The sequence below is a fragment of the Candidatus Desulfatibia sp. genome (genome assembly GCF_036446775.1).
Lineage (GTDB): Bacteria > Desulfobacterota > Desulfobacteria > Desulfobacterales > UBA11574 > Desulfatibia_A.
In genome coordinates this window covers 26,352-41,955 of record NZ_JAZFTO010000087.1, presented here as the reverse complement: position 1 = coordinate 41,955, position 15,604 = coordinate 26,352, and the positions used below count along the sequence as shown (strand labels likewise).

The window sequence follows — 15,604 nt, the reverse complement described above, 5'->3', positions numbered from 1 at the left end:
AAAAAGTATAGAGAACAATTACTAATACTGGAATAATAATCCATAAAGCCAGATACTTATTAAACCGATTCACAAGCTGCTACCTCATGTAAAAAAAATTAATGTGCTTTGCTGATTTAAAATGTTTCTAAACCTGATTTGCATTATTATCTTTTTTAACATATATTTTGAAAAATGGGCAGTTTATTCAATTATAAGGGCAATCGGGAAATAGAAAATGTCTGCAATTTGGCAAAAAGATTTATTGCAAACCCTGCATCATATTTTCTTCCTTAATTCCCAGCTGCCGATAAAGGAGATATAGCCTTGAAAGATCTGATCAAACGCATAGCAAAGGCATTGGTTGACCATCCGGAACAGGTAGAGGTTTTGGAGGTGGAGGGTGAACAGATCTTGGTATTAGAACTTAAGGTGGCTAAAGAGGACATTGGGAAGATAATCGGCAAGCAGGGCCGGACTGCTCGCGCCATACGGACCATTTTAAACGCTGCTTCCGGCAAGGCAAAAAAGCATGCTGTCATAGAGATTATAGATTAGTCAATATTGCTGCTCTCGTAAAAAGTCACGAATGCAACTATAGGTCGTGCCTTCTTAGATTTTATGAATAAATCAAGATTGTACACTATATGTGAATAGAACGAAGTCATTTTATCAAGCCTCAAAATCAGCTTAAAATTCATTCCAGCCTAAACATTTCTATTCTTTTTATTTAACGAAAGTCCGATCATTTCGGAAAAAATCCTGTTTTATCGGATTTTGTCCGATAATTTCGAACAGTCATTGTTAGCAAGGCTTAATAGCTTAGCATCCATCCATCATATTATTATTCCTGCTTATAATTTAGCCTTCCAAAATTGATAATCTATCTGGCATGTTTTTTGCTATATATATTCTTGTAATAACAATAATTAAGTTCAATCGCTCCGGCATCATCGTGGTGAAAATCGGAGGGTCTGCCGGGACCATACAGATCGGTATGGTAGTCGATGCGGTTTCGGAAGTATTAAATATCAGCGGCGAAGATGTCGAGGATACTCCCACGTTCGGCGCCAAGCTGAACACGGAGCATATTCTGGGTATGGCCAAGATGGAAGGAGGTGTGAAGATTTTATTAGATATTGATCGGGTACTTAGTGGAGAAGAAATAGAACTTCTCGAAAAAGCAGCGTAATGGGCGTTACAGGTTGCGAGTTACGAGTTGCGGGTACGGGTTACGAGTTTCAAGTATCCAGTATCCAGTTCCAGCATCCAGTAACAAATGACAAAAATCTAAAAAACGGAGATTAATTACCATGAAAAACATTAGCTTAAAAGCCAAACTACTAATTTTCTTTCTGGCCGTGGGTGTACTCCCATTTGCCGTGGTCGGGGGCATGTCGCTGTATAAATCCAGCAACGCCCTTTCCACCTTGGCCTATGGTCAGCTTGAAGGCATGCGCGGGGTCAAAAAGGCCCAGATTGAAAATTTCTTTGCCGAACGCCAGGGCGATATGGGTGTTCTGATTGAGACCGTGGGAACCCTCAGGCGCGAGGCCTTTGCCAAGCTTGAGGCTGTGCTGACGATCAAAAAGGCCCAGATTGAAAGTTATTTCACTCAGCGGTTAAACCTGTTGAAGGATGTTCAGCAAAACCTTCGCTTCACGGGAGGAATAAAACTTTTTACCGCTGCATTCCAAAAAGGCCTGGAGAGCAGGGAGTACCAGGAGCTAAGCACCGTTAGGGAAAAGGGTTTTTCCATCTTCATGGAAAACTTCGGTTTCTATGACGTATTTCTGATAGATGCAGACGGCAATGTGGTCTATACAGTGACAAAGGAATCGGATCTGGCTGCCAACCTTAAGACAGGCCCCCTGAAAGAATCCGGGCTGGGCAGGGTCTTTGCCAACTCTCGAAACCAGATTGCTGTAGAGGACTTTACCTGGTATGATCCTTCCAATGAGCCTGCTGCTTTCATTGCCACACCGCTTATTGACGGTTCGGGCAAGTATTGGGGGAGCGCCGCCTTCCAGGTTTCTTTGAAGGATGTCAATGCCATTATGAATGAGCGGGCGGGCTTAGGCAAGACCGGCGAGACCTACCTGGTGGGACCTGACAAACTGATGCGCTCTGATTCATTCCTTGATCCGGTCAACCATTCGGTCAAGGCTTCTTTTGCCAATCCTGATAAAGGCAGCGCCGATACCGAAGCCACCCGCAATGCTCTGTCAGGCAAATCAGGTGCTGATGTCATTATCGATTACAACGGCAATCCGGTACTGTCGGCCTACGCCCCCGTTAACATCAAGGGTCTGCACTGGGCTATCTTAGCAGAGATCGATGTGGCCGAGGCCTTTTCACCTGTTGACGACAACGGCAATGAGTTTTATGCCAAGTACACACAGATGTACGGCTATTATGATCTGTTCCTGGTGAATCCCGACGGCTATGTTTTCTATACCGTCGCCAAGGAGTCCGACTACCAGACCAATATAGTCAGCGGCAAGTATGCATCTTCAGGCCTGGGCAAGCTTACCCGGCAGGTTCTAGGTACAAAACAGTACGGTATCGCTGATTTTGAACCGTATGCACCCAGCAACGATGAACCGGCGGCTTTTATCGCCCAGCCGGTGATGCATAACGGCAAGGTGGAAATCGTGGTGGCCTTGCAGCTTTCTTTGGATGCCATCAACACTATCATGCAGCAGCGTGACGGCATGGGCAAGACCGGTGAAACCTACCTGGTAGGATCGGATAAGCTGATGCGTTCCGATTCTTTTCTCGATCCCACCAACCATTCGGTCAAGGCTTCTTTTGCCAACCCGGGCAAGGGCAGCGTGGATACCGAAGCTGCCCGTGAGGCCCTTTCCGGCAAGACCGATCAGAAGCTCATCATAGACTACAACGGCAACCCGGTGCTTTCAGCCTATGCGCCTTTGAAGATCGGGGACACCACCTGGGCGCTGATCGCCGAGATTGATGAGGCCGAGGCCTTTGAGGCGGTTAAAATGATGGAATGGATGATCGGGATAGTGGCTGCTGTGGGTATAGCGGCTATCATTATCATCGCCCTTTTGATCACCAATTCCATCACCACTCCCATCAACCGCATTGTCGAGGGACTGAACGAAGGCGCCGACCAGGTGGCTTCGGCTTCAGGGCAGGTATCTTCCTCCAGCCAGGAGCTGGCCGAAGGCTCCGGCGAGCAGGCCGCATCCATCGAGGAGACCTCTTCCTCACTGGAAGAGATGGCCTCCATGACCAAGCAGAACGCCGACAACGCCAACCAGGCCGACAACCTCATGAAAGAGGCCAACCAGGTTGTTACCAAGGCCAACGAATCCATGACCGAACTGACGGGATCCATGGAGGAGATTTCCAAGGCCAGCGAAGAGACTTCCAAGATCATCAAGACCATTGATGAGATAGCTTTCCAGACCAACCTGCTGGCCTTAAATGCTGCCGTTGAAGCAGCGCGGGCCGGTGAGGCCGGGGCCGGATTTGCGGTGGTGGCCGATGAAGTCAGAAACCTGGCCATGCGAGCGGCTGATGCAGCCAAAAATACGGCCGATCTGATCGAAGGCACGGTCAAGAAAGTCAATGAAGGCGGAGAGCTGGTGAGTACCACCAATGAGGCCTTCGCACAAGTTGCTGAAAGCTCTGCCAAGGTGGGTGAGCTGGTCGGTGAAATTGCGGCGGCATCCAACGAGCAGGCCGACGGGATCGAGCAGGTCAACAAGGCCGTGGTGGAAATGGACAAGGTGGTCCAGCAGAATGCCGCCAATGCCGAGGAGTCTGCCTCTGCTTCCGAGGAAATGAGCGCCCAGGCCGAACAGATGAAGGGTTTTGTCGATGAACTTGTTGCGCTGGTGGCCGGCAGTGCCGGTGCAGCTCAGAGAGTTACCCGGACCAAGGCTGCGGCTTCAAAAGGCATTGCAAAGAGAGGCCTGGCAGCTATTGTAAAAAAGGTCAAAACCAAAAAAACTAAAGAAGTGGCCGTGCACCAGGCCAGGGAAGTAGGTCCTGAGCAGGTCATTCCGATGAGTGATGACGATTTTAAAGATTTTTAGCAAAATCGTTTATCGGACAAAAAAACGCCTGCCCGCCATCACTCTCGCTCCCCGCTCCGTATCGGTCCGGGACAGGCAGGCGAGGCCTACGCCTCGGAGAGCGGGCGGGCGACTTCGTCGCTTTTAGTAAAAGGAAAGGCATGGTGATGGCCTCTTAGGTCATCACCATGCCACTTTATTTTGCAATTATTTAGTTATTCCATTTTTGCTTTTCACAGCTGATGGTTGGTGCGAGTTTTTCATGGACGTTTGCAGTCCGGCGGGCAAGGTTCATTTCGCGCCGCAAAAACTTATACTTAATCTGGTACTCTTTTCTGGGACAGATGTGGCTGAGGGGACCACTCCTAATTTAACAATGATTGCATCCCCTCATTTTTTGTGCCGGATGGACTGTGGAAGGTTTACTTAAAAGATGAACATCGAACATCGAACGTCCAACATCGAATGGTGAATAAAAAAAAACGAATGAAATTAAATTGCAGAGCGGAGCGACATCATTATTCGATGTTCAACGTTGGACGTTCGATGTTCGACGTTCAGTCTGTTCAGAAGGGCTGTTTATAAATCTTTTGGGAAAGTGAGATGACACATGGAAGCACTCTATCAATCATTTCAGCAGATACCGATCGAAGCCGTTGGCCTCCAGGGCCTGGTTCAAATAGTTCTTTTAGTCGGAGCGGTGGCCTTTAGATTTTTGATACCCAAGCCGAAAAAGAAAGATTGAGATTCTAATGACGATTAAACCACTACCTGCTAAAGCAGGTAGATTTCTGTTCTGACTGAAAGTCAGTCTAAAGGTACTTGGACGAATTAGGTTCACCGTTCTGGGTTATTCGTTCTAGGTTCTGAGTTCCAGGTTCTGCGCTCTGGGTTCGGATTCTGCGTTAACCCTTAAACCTTTGAACCCGACTCGGCTGAGCTCGTCGCAGGCTGAACCTCTGAACCTTTCAACCTTGAACCTTAACCGCAAATCATTATGATGCTAAAGCTTTTCGCCTAAAAGGCGAAGGTTTTAAACCTGGCGAATGGAAAAATAAAATTGAAGCCCGCTTTTTCTTTTCGGAAGCGGGCTATTTTTTTCAAAACGCAAAAGGCGCCAGAAAAAATTATATCTAAAACGCAATTTAATATATTTCGCCCGGAGGAAACGAAACCAGTGGGAAAGGTCCTTTTGGTTCGAGGAAATGCAATGATCCTGAAAAGGGATTTGAAACATACCTATCAGGCTAAAAAAGGTCTTCCGCTCTTTGATGGTGATACTATCGTTACCCAGGAAAAGGGGCAAATACGGCTTAAGTTTAATGACGAAAGCATTACGACCTTGGCTCCCGGGTATTCCAAGAAATACTTCCGCCGCATGGTAAATATGCGCTCGCTATTGCAGGTCAGGTATAGCTGGAGCGGTGGTAAACCCGTCGAATTCATCCCAGAAGACCGACCGGACAGCATCTGTCTCTTTGAGGATTTCGTGGCGTGCTTCTGAAATAACCTTCGACCGGCATTGTTGCAGCCGGGCGCAAATCGATTGTTGAGCGTCCAGGGAAACAATTTTGTCCGATCCGGCGCTTACCATCAGAATCGGGATGGTGATCTCTTTGCCAAACCCGGGTGCGACCAAAATAGCTATCGACTCAAACGTCGCTGACAGCCACCCATAAGTTACACCGCCAAGCGCAAGACCCGGATTTTCTTTAATGGCTCTTTTTTCATCCATAAACCGCACAGGATCCGAAGTCAGAAGGTTGCCTTCAAATTTTTCATCTTCAGGAGAATAATCGCCGGAACCGATGGCATAAGCCTGTTCCCAGCCGGCCTGGCCGGCAAGGCGAGTAATGCCCCTGGCAAACCATCGGGGAAAGGGGGGCGTTAAAATATCGATCATGGGCGATACCAAAATCGCGCGTTCGATGGCCCCGTGATGTTCATGAAGATAACGCAGAGCAATATGGCCGCCCATGGAATGTGCCAGGATGATCAAAGGAGATACGGCTTGCGGCTTAACGATTTTATCAACAAATACGGCCAAATCGCTGATATAGTCATCGTAGGTTTTGACAAATCCTTTATGCCGGTTCAACAGCATCCGCGATGAAAGCCCCTGGCCGCGCCAGTCAAAACTATAAACATCAAAGCCTCTCTGCTGCAGTTCGCCGATGATCTCAGCGTATTTTTCCATAAATTCCGTTCTGCCGCTCAACAGGATCACTGTGCCCCGACTTGCAGTTTTATCACTGCGCCAGATACCGTAACGTAATGAATAGTTATCACTTGTGGTCATCATGCCAAACGGTGATAACATGCTTTCCCGGGCTGCCGAATGCTGTTGCATCATCAGTAAAATCCCTGTAAATATTATAATCCGCCCTACCCGAATTCTGTTGATAGTATGCTTGTAACTTTTTTTCATGTCCATGAATATTCGGGTTGAAAGTGCACATTGACGACTTTGTGCTTTTCCTTTATGCTTTCAGTAGTTAACTACCATACTTTAGCGACATTCGGACAAAAGAATAAATGAACAACAAATAATGTCAACTTTTTTCTGGAGAAAAAATGGCCAAGCACTCTCACAATCATGTCGAGACCTATGATGGTCTCATAGGATTCGGTCTTGACCGGGAAACTGATGAAAATACGGTTATCTATTACCTGCAAAAGTTTTCCGATGACGAGCTGATGAGAACAATAATCAAAAAACTTAGCGCAGATGAACTTGAGGAAATATTCAGCATGCTGACCCGTCTTCTTAAAAATCATTTGACAAACAGAGAATATCACACTCTTTTTCTTAAAGATAACCTATGATGAATTCGCAAAAAGCCGATTTTTAAAATGAGGAAGGAATTATGTTTACTGCCAGGCAATTGGAAAGATATGCGGACGTTCTTTGGTGGGGGCTGAAGACCGCCCGAACCGGACGATTCAAAAAAGGTGATATTGTTTTAGTCCGGTTTGACAGGCCGGCAATACGGCTTGCTGAAATCCTTTATGCCAAACTTTTGGCTATGGGGTTGAACCCTGTGCCGCGCCTGAATCATACCACCACAATGGAACTCGATTTTTATAAGCTGTCAAACAGCAAACAACTCGTTTTCACGCCCCCGGGTGATGAATTCCTTTCTAAGAGTCTTAACGGCGGAATTTTTCTGCATGCCCCGCAATCGTTGACTCACCTAAGCGATATAGCTCCCAAAAAGATCGGGAAAGTTGCCGTGGCCAGGAAATATTTGCGCGATATTCTCGACAAACGCGATGATGAAGGCGCTTTCGGCTGGACCCTGTGTATCTTCCCTACCAAAGCCCTGGCCCGTCACGCCGGGCTCTCATTAAAGAACTACACCGGCCAGGTCATCAAGGCCTGCTTTCTGAACAGAACGTCGCCGGTATCCCACTGGAAGTCTATTTATAAAAAAGTGCAATCCATCAAGAAATGGCTCAACAGCATGCAAGTAAACTATTACCACATCGAATCTGCAAATATCGACCTTGAAATCACTCCCGGCGAAAAACGAAAATGGATTGGCATCTCCGGACATAATATGCCGAGCTTTGAAATATTTACCGTACCGGACTGGAGAGGAACAAAGGGGAAGTACTTTGCCAACCAGCCTTCATTCCGCAGCGGTAATTATGTAGAAGGCGTGCGGCTCGAATTTCAAAAAGGTGCGGTGGTCAAAGCCCGGGCTCAAAAGGGAGAAGATTTTGTCAAAAAACAGCTTTCAATGGATAAAGGGGCCGACAAGCTGGGTGAATTCTCTCTGACTGACAAAAGATTTTCAAAAATCAATACTTTTATGGCCAATACGCTGTTTGATGAAAACTACGGCGGCAAATATGGCAATTGCCACGTGGCTCTGGGTTCTTCCTATTCAGACGCCTATGACGGTGATCCCAAAAAATTAACAAAAAAAGCAAAGAAAAAATTAGGTTTTAACGATTCGGCCCTCCACTGGGATCTGGTGAATACCGAAAAGAAAAGGGTGGTCGCCCACCTTGCATCCGGCAAAAAGCTCACCATCTACGAAAACGGCAAATTTACCTATTAAATCGGACCTCAGCTTTTATTGTATTTGACTATCCCTCTTAATTCCTCAAAATCTTCAATAATGTAATCAGCACCGGCCCGCAGCAGGTCTTGTCTGAGCGCATCTTTTTCAGAGGATGAGATAAGAATGCCGATCCCAACAAATTCCGTCATAGACCTCGAAGCCGCCACCATATCATCAGGCATATCTCCGATGTAATAGAATTCTGAAACCTGAGATTTGAAGGTCCCTGCAACGGCATCCAGCATATAGGGATTCGGTTTGCTGAGCGATACGTTTATATTTTTCTGCTCGAATATTCGATGCTCTTCTTCAAGGCAATCGTCCAGTGTGATGACAGACGAGAAAAATTTTCTGAGACCGAAAAAATCTAACGGATAGTCTGCCTCGGCTTTGGGCCGTCCTGTAGCAATGGCCAGAATATTGCGTTTTGAGAGGCCTTCGAGGATGGGCGTGTCGACAAGAAGTTTTTCTCTGTTGATATAGCCCTCTTCATAATACACTTTGGCCGGGATGCCATAGGTGGATTCAAACAGGTCCTTTCCAAGATATATCTCCTGAAAAATCTGCTTTATAATATTTCCGCTCCCAACATCGCCGGTGTAAAGGCCGGTGATGAATTCGTGCTTTCGTTTTCCATTTCTTTCCAGCAGAATGGTTAGCGGTCTTTGGGTGGAGTTTATAAATTGAGCCAGGGCGGCAACATCACAACTACTGATCGTTTTGTCATACCTGGACCAGGGGTTCGGGTCTTTATGGTTTGTGAAGCCCTTTACCAAAGTGAATAAAAGATTAACGACCAAAACGGTCAAGTCCCAATCATTATTGAGTCCTCCGCTTTGTTTAACTCTGGCAAGATCTGCCAGTGGAAATAAAGGGTCTGGAAGATCCTCCCCTGAACAGGCCCCCTTGAAAAATAATCTGGCGGTTTGTCTTACAGTCTCACGGTATGACCCTGAGACATCAACAATAACCCCATCCATATCAAAAACGATTAATCCTCGAGGTTTCATTTCCCTTAATTCGGTACTTAGAAATGGATTTTGTGGCAAACTTTTTTCATTGCCACCCCGCCTACTGGATGGCGGGCAGGTGTGGCAAATATTTTTTGGCTCCGGCTTGACTGGGTTAGGACAAATATTTTTAATAAGCGGGCGGTTAGCGGACAGATTTACGATTCATGGTGATCCAGGTTGTTGTGTTCGGGTTTTGCGCTCTGATGTAACTCCAGAAATGCATTGTCGACACCCTTGGCGTCTATCAGGTTGAAAATTTGGTTCATCACCAATGCGAGTATGCGAACATGCTCCGTTTCCAGGTCGGCAAGTTCGTAGATTAATCTCTTTTCGAGCGGGTCAGGTAATGTTTTGCTCAGTTCCTCACCGCTTTCCGTCAGCGCAACCAACACAACCCGGCGATCTCCCTCTTTACCGACCCGTTGCACCAGTCCCCTTTTTTCCAGGCGATCCACGATACCTGTTATGTTGGCGGGTGTAACGTATAGCCTGCGGCTCAAAGATGCCGATGGAAGGGGGCCGTCTTTGACCAGGGTCCTTAATATCGTGCTTTGCGGTCCTGTCAGGTTGTATTGTTTGCTCATCGTATAAGCGTCGAGTGATACAGCCCGAACAAACTTGCGAATCGCGCCTACGATTTCCTTAATTAGCAATTCATTTTCAGTATACATCCCTTACTCCACAACGCGTCTTTTGCCATCGATATATATTCAAGGAACAATTGTCAATGATTAGTTGCCTAACGGATTTTTAACAGGGCCTAATAAAGTTGTGGGCCAGCTTTTTCACTATGTCTTAATGAAAAAAGCAAAGGATGCCGCCGGAAACGGAACAATGCTTTGACAGGCGGGACAAATGGGGTCATTTAGGACAGGGCGTAGGGTGCATAATTTATCTAAAATGGTGGGGTTTATTTCAGATTTTTTGGTATAGCCACCAGAGTTGGTTGGGATTGCCATATTTCTGTTCATAGATCGCAACATTCCCTTGAGATAAAAGGATAAATTTTGTCATTAATAGATCCGCATAAAACTTGGGGTCTCTATAATGAGTATGGGGATGAGCCCTATTCGGGTTTGAAGCACTGACACAACTCTCTCTGAAAAAAAATAATCCTTCCGGTTTAAGCCATTGATATATCCGATCGCCCAGTATGCGAATTTCATCATCCTTTAGGTACATAAACAGCCAGTTAACAAAAACAAAATCAAAACGTTCATTTTCGATATTTAAGTCCATCACATTTGTAACCAGATGAGTAGTATTAAAACAATTTGAACACTCTTTTTTGTTTTTTTCTATAAACTTATCTACGAAATCTATAGCGGTGACATGTTCGGCCACCGAAGCAAAATATGTAGTAAACCGACCTATGCCGGCGGCCGGTTCTAATACTTGCTTTCCTTTTAGATCAGGTAAATAGCTGATAATTTCACTTCTTTCAGAAACATCCAACTCCAGGGCATCAGGATTGCACATCATACCGGTCGCATCATCGTTTTTTTGTTTCCAGAAATTTAGTCGTTCATTATCATTACCGCACATAATACTAAATTCCATCTCATATTTAGGCAACGGCGAGCATTCGCAAGTTCTCACGGATGTTCTCATTTAGAAGAACATCTTTTACCGAGGACACAATTATCTCATTTTCGGCTTGCGTTCTTGAAGCAATCCGAACAAATTCTCCGTCAAGCCCTATCTTGTCAGAGCAGTCTCGGATGTAGACACCATATTTAATTAATAATTTTGAAACGAAATCAGAGGACGTCGCACCGTTCGTCAACTCAACTAAGATGAAATTTGCCATGCTTGGATAGACTTTAAGACCCGCTATAGCTGCTATTTCAGAAAATAAATGTTTAGCTTCCTGAATATAACGAATACGTACTTTTTCATATTTTTTTTGAAATTCATCCTGCACATAAAGCCTGAAAAAATATTCAGCTAATCCAGACACATTCCAAAGATGACCATATCGGAGCAAATAATTGACTTTTTCTTTATCCATAACCGCATATCCGGCACGAATACCAGCTATCCCGAAATCTTTGGTCATGCTTTTGACAATTATTAGATTTTTAAATTCTTTGGTCATCATTGTTGCACTTTTTATTGCATACGTCTCATCTTCATGGGCAAAATGAATAAAGCTCTCGTCAATGATGATATTTTCAACCCACCACAATTGATTTAAAAGGTATTTAATATCTGCCAGGTTAATATATCCCCCACTGGGGTTGTTAGGATTGATCAATACAATCGTATCCGGCTTTTCTTTTTCGACAAGCTGAATATACTTTTCAATATTTATCCTCAAATTGTCATCTTGATTGAGTTCTTCAAAAACAACTTCTACGCCGCTTTTCACAAACTCATAATATGGTGAGAATGTAGGGATGTTGACAATTATTTTCCGCGTTGTGAAGTTTTGAAGAACCGCTTGAATAATTTCAGTCGCCCCATTTCCGATAAAAATATTTTTTGCCGGCACATTCAAATGGTTTGATAAAACGTTAGCTATCACCTGATTTTGGGAGGGATAAAACTCTATTACTTTCCTGAACTTGTCGGTATGGATTAACTCCTTTGTAAAGTTATCCAAAACCAAATCCGTAGCATATGGATTGGATAAAAAACACGCATCTACTTTTATCTCCAGTTGGGGCAACTCTTCAGCAATTGTAAATATGCTTGGAGAATGTGAACCTGCTTCATCGCTTAGCTGTTTTATAGCGTTGACAATAGCTTTTTCTTCATTTGTTAAAATTATCATCCTTGACACCATCGCTAGATTGATACGCAGTTAATTACTCAAAATTATACGAAAAAATCAATAACTAAAACACTCGGCTATCCCTGTCTGCCAAACATAATACCTTTCCTCATGTCACCGTTGCGAACCCACTCAATTTTTGTAAGCCAACTCTTTTCGATGCTTTCATAGTCATCCTTTGTAAAGTTCTCTGACAGCTGATGGCTATTGTTTCGAAATCGCTCCAGTTCAGTCTCAAGCATCTCGAGAAAATCGATGGAAACGTCCTTTGCTTCCACCTGCTTGAAACCTGCATCCTCCAGCAGTTTTCCGTATGCCAAAGGCTCGTGCAGATCATATCCGCGATCGAGTATGTACTCTTTAAAAGACTCGCAAATTTCCTCGCTTCTGGGACGCCGACAATAATCTCCGATGATTATCTCGCCGTTGTCGTCGAGCCATTGGATGCATTTCGCAAAAAGCTCGCGTTTTTTAGCCTCCGGGAAATGAAGGAGCGTATCGCGGCTCATGATGACATCCAAAGACTTGGAGGCAAAATCCATGTTCAGGATGTCCCCGCACATGAAATTCACCTTGCTTCCCCTTGCGGCTGCTCTTTCCGTTGCCATGGTGAAAATATCACCACAAAGATCAACGCCGGTAAGGCTGCAATCGTATTGAGACTCCAAAAAAAATACGGGGCCGCCAATGCCGCTTCCGATATCCAGAACGCGGGCATCTTTTTTGAGATTTTGCAATGGTAGACACATCTGCTCCGTCATCCTGTGTCCGCCGGCACTGATATACCCCTTGCCAAATATCTGCTCGTAAAGCATGATGCGCTTCTCGGTATACTGCCCCTGGTTGTCCCATTTATCTTCAGTAACCATTATCTCAATCCCTTTGTTTTATGTTTATCCGGCATTCATATACTTTAATATCTTAAAAGTAAATATCTAAATAGTATATTTCTATATTATTAATGTTTAAATAGTATCTCTCTTTTTCTGAACATGTCGTATCGCCTTGGAATTTAGCGAAAATTCTAACATTGGGGGTTAGAAAGGCAGGTAGGTTTTGCCAAAGAAAAAAATTCTGAATGCGGCCTTGAAAGGGGCGTAAGCAAAAGGGAGTTCGACTAGATACCGGGCCTTATACGAAGACTAAAATTAAACTTTGTATTTTCCGAAATCGTCAGGTGTAAGTTTTTCAAGATATTCGGCCCACTTTTTTCCTTCTTCAGTGTCATCTGTCATCTCATAATCGGTGTCAACCATCTGAGATTGTTCGATGATTTTGTCATCCACATAAATTGGAGCGCTAAATCGGATTGCAATCGCAATCGCATCGCTGGGACGGGCGTCCATATGGAAATTTGTCTCTTCGGAAGTAAAATATATTTTGGCGTAAAAAGTATTATTCTTTAAATCACACACTTCAATCTTGGAGACATCTAGATTCATAGTCTCAATGAAATTTTTAAAAAGATCATGAGTCATGGGCCGATCAAACTTGATGTTTCTGAGTGCCGAAGCTATGGACGTGGCTTCGAGCAGTCCGATCCATATAGGGATGGCCTGGTCGCCTTTCACCAACTTTAATATGATAATCGGTGTATTTGATGCCGGATCCATGGTCATGCCCGCTACGGTTACTTCATGCAACATGGGTTTTTTCTCCTCTCAATCCAAGGGGTATATTTGTCGCCTTGACCGGTTCGCCCCAGAGTGAATGGGAAAACGCTTTCATAATTCTGATGCTAACCAATCTGCCGGCCATAATCTCATCGCCGGAGATACCGCCGTCACCCTGAACAAAATTGACGATTTTATTTGTAGATGTCCGGCCGGTCCATTGAAAATTCTGCCGTCCGCCGTGTAAATCAACTACTTTTTGTTTCTTGCTGTAGCCCTCCACAAGAATTTTTTCCTCAGATCCGACCAGCGCCTCATTTGCTTGGGTCGTATAATAATCCTGCAGATCCAGAACCTCTTTCAATCTTTCTCTCTTTTCCTGTTCGGAAATCTTTTCCGGCAAACGAGTTGCCGTTACATTGGGACGATCAGAATACTTAAACGCAAACAGACCGTCAAATCTTACTTCTTTGATCAACTCCAGGGTCTGTTCAAAATCATGTTTTGTCTCTCCTGGAAATCCCACGATAATATCGGATGTAATAGCGATCTCAGGACATATAGTACGCAGTTTTTTTACTTTTTCAAGGTACAACTCGCGCGTATATTTCCGATTCATCATTTCCAGGACCCTGTTTGATCCTGATTGTACGGGCAAATGAATATGCTTGCACAGCTTTTCAAGATCTTTAAACGCAAACATAAGATCTTTTGAAAGGTCTTTGGGGTGCGAAGTCGTAAATTTAATTCTCAAAAGCCCGTCAACTTCGTTCACAAGTTCCAGCAGCCGTGAAAATGTTAAAAGACCTTCCTTTTTTCCGTAGCTGTTTACATTTTGGCCCAGGAGGGTAACCTCACGCACACCTGCTTTAACCAGGGTACGGATTTCATTAATTATCTTCCCGGATTCCCGGCTGGTTTCCCGGCCTCGCACATACGGGACCACGCAGTATGAACAAAAATTGTCACACCCCTGCATGATGGTCACAAAACGCGTAACCTCTCCATTGTCAGATTCATTGCCGACAAAATCAAATTCGTCAATGCCTTCCGACATGTCAACATCAATAACCTGGCATCTTTCTGATTCGATCTGCTCTATTAAGCGCGGCAACCGGCTGATGGCACTTGTCCCGAAAACCAGATCCACATGTCCCATGCGCTCCATGATCCCGGCGCCTTCCTGCTGGGCCACACATCCTCCAACGCCGATTAAAAGATCAGGCTTTGATCTTTTAATATCGGCCAGACGCCCCAAAAAGCTGAAGACTTTTTGTTCAGCCTTTTCCCGAATTGCACAGGTATTGACAATAATCAGATCCGCCATCTCCATCAACGGGGTCATCTGGTACTCAAGGGGCCTTAAAACCGCTGCAATCTGATCGGAGTCATAATGATTCATCTGACATCCAATGGTGTTGATATATAGATATTTTGTATCCATTACCCTCTAAATCCAGCCCCCCCTGCTTCCCTGCCGCATAATATTTCAGCCACAAAGGCACTAAAATAATCAAGGGTGAGCAGTCATCAGTGAGTAGTGATCAGTAAGGAAAACTGATAACTGATCACTTACATTTATGTCTTTGCCGGCCCAGCCTGCCCCGTAGCTCCGGCAGATGGTACTGGGGTTAAATCTGAAAGCTATTTAACCGGGGTGCCTTTGTATCTGAACCTTTAGATTGAAGGTACTTGTTCAATCATGATATTTTTTTTAAGGTCCTGCAAAATCATCTCGACATCCGCCTCGCATCCGGGTGCAATTTGAAACATCACGATGCCCGCCTCCGGATCGAGTGTTGATGAGACTGCTAAACCGTCATAGGCCTCAAAAATAAATTTAAGAAAGGCGATTTCTCTCCGATCAACACGATAATATTGCTTGATGGTTTCCAACGTCGCTAAAGCGCCCTTATGTTTCACCTTAAACAAATAACCAATAACGGATAACGGATAACACCTATTTGTGATTTATCACAAATAGGGTATCACCATATCACTTTCGATTTCAATAGAAAAATCCGGGTGCAATATTTTACTTGCAATCCATATTGCTTGACATTATTATCCCAAAGATCAATGCTTAAAAATCGATGCCATTCTCAGG

General features: G+C 44.6%; 15 protein-coding genes. 6 read left to right on the top strand and 9 right to left on the bottom strand.

The window, feature by feature from the left end; translation table 11 throughout:
- The first annotated feature begins 306 nt into the window (after positions 1 to 306).
- The 4 genes from V3S16_RS04005 (at position 307) to V3S16_RS03990 (ending at position 4,770) form a co-directional block, all read left to right on the top strand.
- Entirely contained in the window at positions 307 to 537 is a 231-nt protein-coding gene (locus tag V3S16_RS04005) for a KH domain-containing protein (RefSeq protein WP_413883388.1), read from the top strand.
- Between the two features lie 334 nt (positions 538 to 871).
- The gene (locus tag V3S16_RS04000; RefSeq protein WP_413883387.1) at positions 872 to 1,171 is read left to right on the top strand and encodes a chemotaxis protein CheW; all 300 of its coding nucleotides are present in this window, start codon (positions 872 to 874) and stop codon (positions 1,169 to 1,171) included.
- Between the two features lie 121 nt (positions 1,172 to 1,292).
- Positions 1,293 to 4,046 carry a methyl-accepting chemotaxis protein gene (locus V3S16_RS03995; protein WP_413883386.1) on the top strand — a complete coding sequence of 918 codons (2,754 nt, stop codon included), beginning with the start codon at positions 1,293 to 1,295 and terminating at the stop codon, positions 4,044 to 4,046.
- 589 nt (positions 4,047 to 4,635) lie between these two features.
- Positions 4,636 to 4,770 (top strand): hypothetical protein, encoded by a 135-nt coding sequence (locus V3S16_RS03990; RefSeq protein WP_413883385.1) that lies wholly within the window; start codon positions 4,636 to 4,638, stop codon positions 4,768 to 4,770.
- A gap of 651 nt (positions 4,771 to 5,421) precedes the next feature.
- On the opposite strand, the gene V3S16_RS03985 is transcribed toward V3S16_RS03990, so the two are convergent.
- Positions 5,422 to 6,378 (bottom strand): alpha/beta fold hydrolase, encoded by a 957-nt coding sequence (locus tag V3S16_RS03985; protein WP_413883384.1) that lies wholly within the window; start codon positions 6,376 to 6,378, stop codon positions 5,422 to 5,424.
- 221 nt (positions 6,379 to 6,599) lie between these two features.
- Here V3S16_RS03985 and V3S16_RS03980 point away from each other — a divergent pair, with 221 nt between their 5' ends.
- Together V3S16_RS03980 and V3S16_RS03975 are read left to right on the top strand one after the other, a co-directional pair.
- A complete protein-coding gene (locus V3S16_RS03980) occupies positions 6,600 to 6,851 on the top strand; it encodes a cytoplasmic protein (RefSeq protein ID WP_413883383.1) in 252 nt (83 codons plus the stop codon).
- Positions 6,852 to 6,892: 41 nt separating this feature from the next.
- The gene (locus tag V3S16_RS03975; RefSeq protein WP_413883382.1) at positions 6,893 to 8,092 is read left to right on the top strand and encodes an aminopeptidase; all 1,200 of its coding nucleotides are present in this window, start codon (positions 6,893 to 6,895) and stop codon (positions 8,090 to 8,092) included.
- A gap of 8 nt (positions 8,093 to 8,100) precedes the next feature.
- Here the strand turns inward: V3S16_RS03975 and V3S16_RS03970 are convergent, their stop codons facing one another.
- The 8 genes from V3S16_RS03970 to V3S16_RS03935 all read right to left on the bottom strand — a co-directional run bounded on the left by V3S16_RS03970 (position 8,101) and on the right by V3S16_RS03935 (position 15,420).
- A complete protein-coding gene (locus tag V3S16_RS03970) occupies positions 8,101 to 9,105 on the bottom strand; it encodes an HAD family hydrolase (protein WP_413883381.1) in 1,005 nt (334 codons plus the stop codon).
- 158 nt (positions 9,106 to 9,263) lie between these two features.
- Positions 9,264 to 9,779: a MarR family winged helix-turn-helix transcriptional regulator gene (locus V3S16_RS03965; protein ID WP_413883380.1), complete on the bottom strand. Its 516-nt coding sequence runs from the start codon at positions 9,777 to 9,779 to the stop codon at positions 9,264 to 9,266.
- A gap of 244 nt (positions 9,780 to 10,023) precedes the next feature.
- A complete protein-coding gene (locus V3S16_RS03960; protein WP_413883379.1) occupies positions 10,024 to 10,683 on the bottom strand; it encodes a methyltransferase domain-containing protein in 660 nt (219 codons plus the stop codon).
- Positions 10,676 to 11,884 carry a pyridoxal phosphate-dependent aminotransferase gene (locus tag V3S16_RS03955; protein ID WP_413883378.1) on the bottom strand — a complete coding sequence of 403 codons (1,209 nt, stop codon included), beginning with the start codon at positions 11,882 to 11,884 and terminating at the stop codon, positions 10,676 to 10,678. Before V3S16_RS03955 ends, V3S16_RS03960 begins: the two co-directional genes overlap by 8 nt.
- Positions 11,885 to 11,961: 77 nt before the next feature.
- Positions 11,962 to 12,753, bottom strand: a complete 792-nt coding sequence (locus V3S16_RS03950; RefSeq protein WP_413883377.1) for a methyltransferase domain-containing protein — start codon at positions 12,751 to 12,753, stop codon at positions 11,962 to 11,964.
- Positions 12,754 to 13,032: 279 nt separating this feature from the next.
- Positions 13,033 to 13,530 (bottom strand): bifunctional nuclease family protein, encoded by a 498-nt coding sequence (locus V3S16_RS03945; RefSeq protein WP_413883376.1) that lies wholly within the window; start codon positions 13,528 to 13,530, stop codon positions 13,033 to 13,035.
- Positions 13,520 to 14,941 carry a tRNA (N6-isopentenyl adenosine(37)-C2)-methylthiotransferase MiaB gene (gene miaB, locus V3S16_RS03940; RefSeq protein WP_413883375.1) on the bottom strand — a complete coding sequence of 474 codons (1,422 nt, stop codon included), beginning with the start codon at positions 14,939 to 14,941 and terminating at the stop codon, positions 13,520 to 13,522. The genes V3S16_RS03945 and miaB overlap by 11 nt, the downstream gene beginning before the upstream one ends.
- Positions 14,942 to 15,174: 233 nt before the next feature.
- Positions 15,175 to 15,420: a DUF4911 domain-containing protein gene (locus V3S16_RS03935; RefSeq protein ID WP_413883374.1), complete on the bottom strand. Its 246-nt coding sequence runs from the start codon at positions 15,418 to 15,420 to the stop codon at positions 15,175 to 15,177.
- Positions 15,421 to 15,604 lie beyond the last annotated feature (184 nt).

Excerpts from the sequence above, each read along its gene's own strand:
- V3S16_RS04000 (WP_413883387.1), top strand. The coding sequence starts at position 872 with ATGTTTTTTGCTATATATATTCTTGTAATAACAATAATTAAGTTCAAT.
- V3S16_RS03995 (WP_413883386.1), top strand. The coding sequence starts at position 1,293 with ATGAAAAACATTAGCTTAAAAGCCAAACTACTAATTTTCTTTCTGGCC.
- V3S16_RS03990 (WP_413883385.1), top strand. The coding sequence starts at position 4,636 with ATGGAAGCACTCTATCAATCATTTCAGCAGATACCGATCGAAGCCGTT.
- V3S16_RS03985 (WP_413883384.1), bottom strand. The coding sequence starts at position 6,378 with ATGATGCAACAGCATTCGGCAGCCCGGGAAAGCATGTTATCACCGTTT.
- V3S16_RS03980 (WP_413883383.1), top strand. The coding sequence starts at position 6,600 with ATGGCCAAGCACTCTCACAATCATGTCGAGACCTATGATGGTCTCATA.
- V3S16_RS03975 (WP_413883382.1), top strand. The coding sequence starts at position 6,893 with ATGTTTACTGCCAGGCAATTGGAAAGATATGCGGACGTTCTTTGGTGG.
- V3S16_RS03970 (WP_413883381.1), bottom strand. The coding sequence starts at position 9,105 with ATGAAACCTCGAGGATTAATCGTTTTTGATATGGATGGGGTTATTGTT.
- V3S16_RS03965 (WP_413883380.1), bottom strand. The coding sequence starts at position 9,779 with ATGTATACTGAAAATGAATTGCTAATTAAGGAAATCGTAGGCGCGATT.
- V3S16_RS03955 (WP_413883378.1), bottom strand. The coding sequence starts at position 11,884 with ATGATAATTTTAACAAATGAAGAAAAAGCTATTGTCAACGCTATAAAA.
- V3S16_RS03950 (WP_413883377.1), bottom strand. The coding sequence starts at position 12,753 with ATGGTTACTGAAGATAAATGGGACAACCAGGGGCAGTATACCGAGAAG.
- V3S16_RS03945 (WP_413883376.1), bottom strand. The coding sequence starts at position 13,530 with ATGTTGCATGAAGTAACCGTAGCGGGCATGACCATGGATCCGGCATCA.
- miaB (WP_413883375.1), bottom strand. The coding sequence starts at position 14,941 with ATGGATACAAAATATCTATATATCAACACCATTGGATGTCAGATGAAT.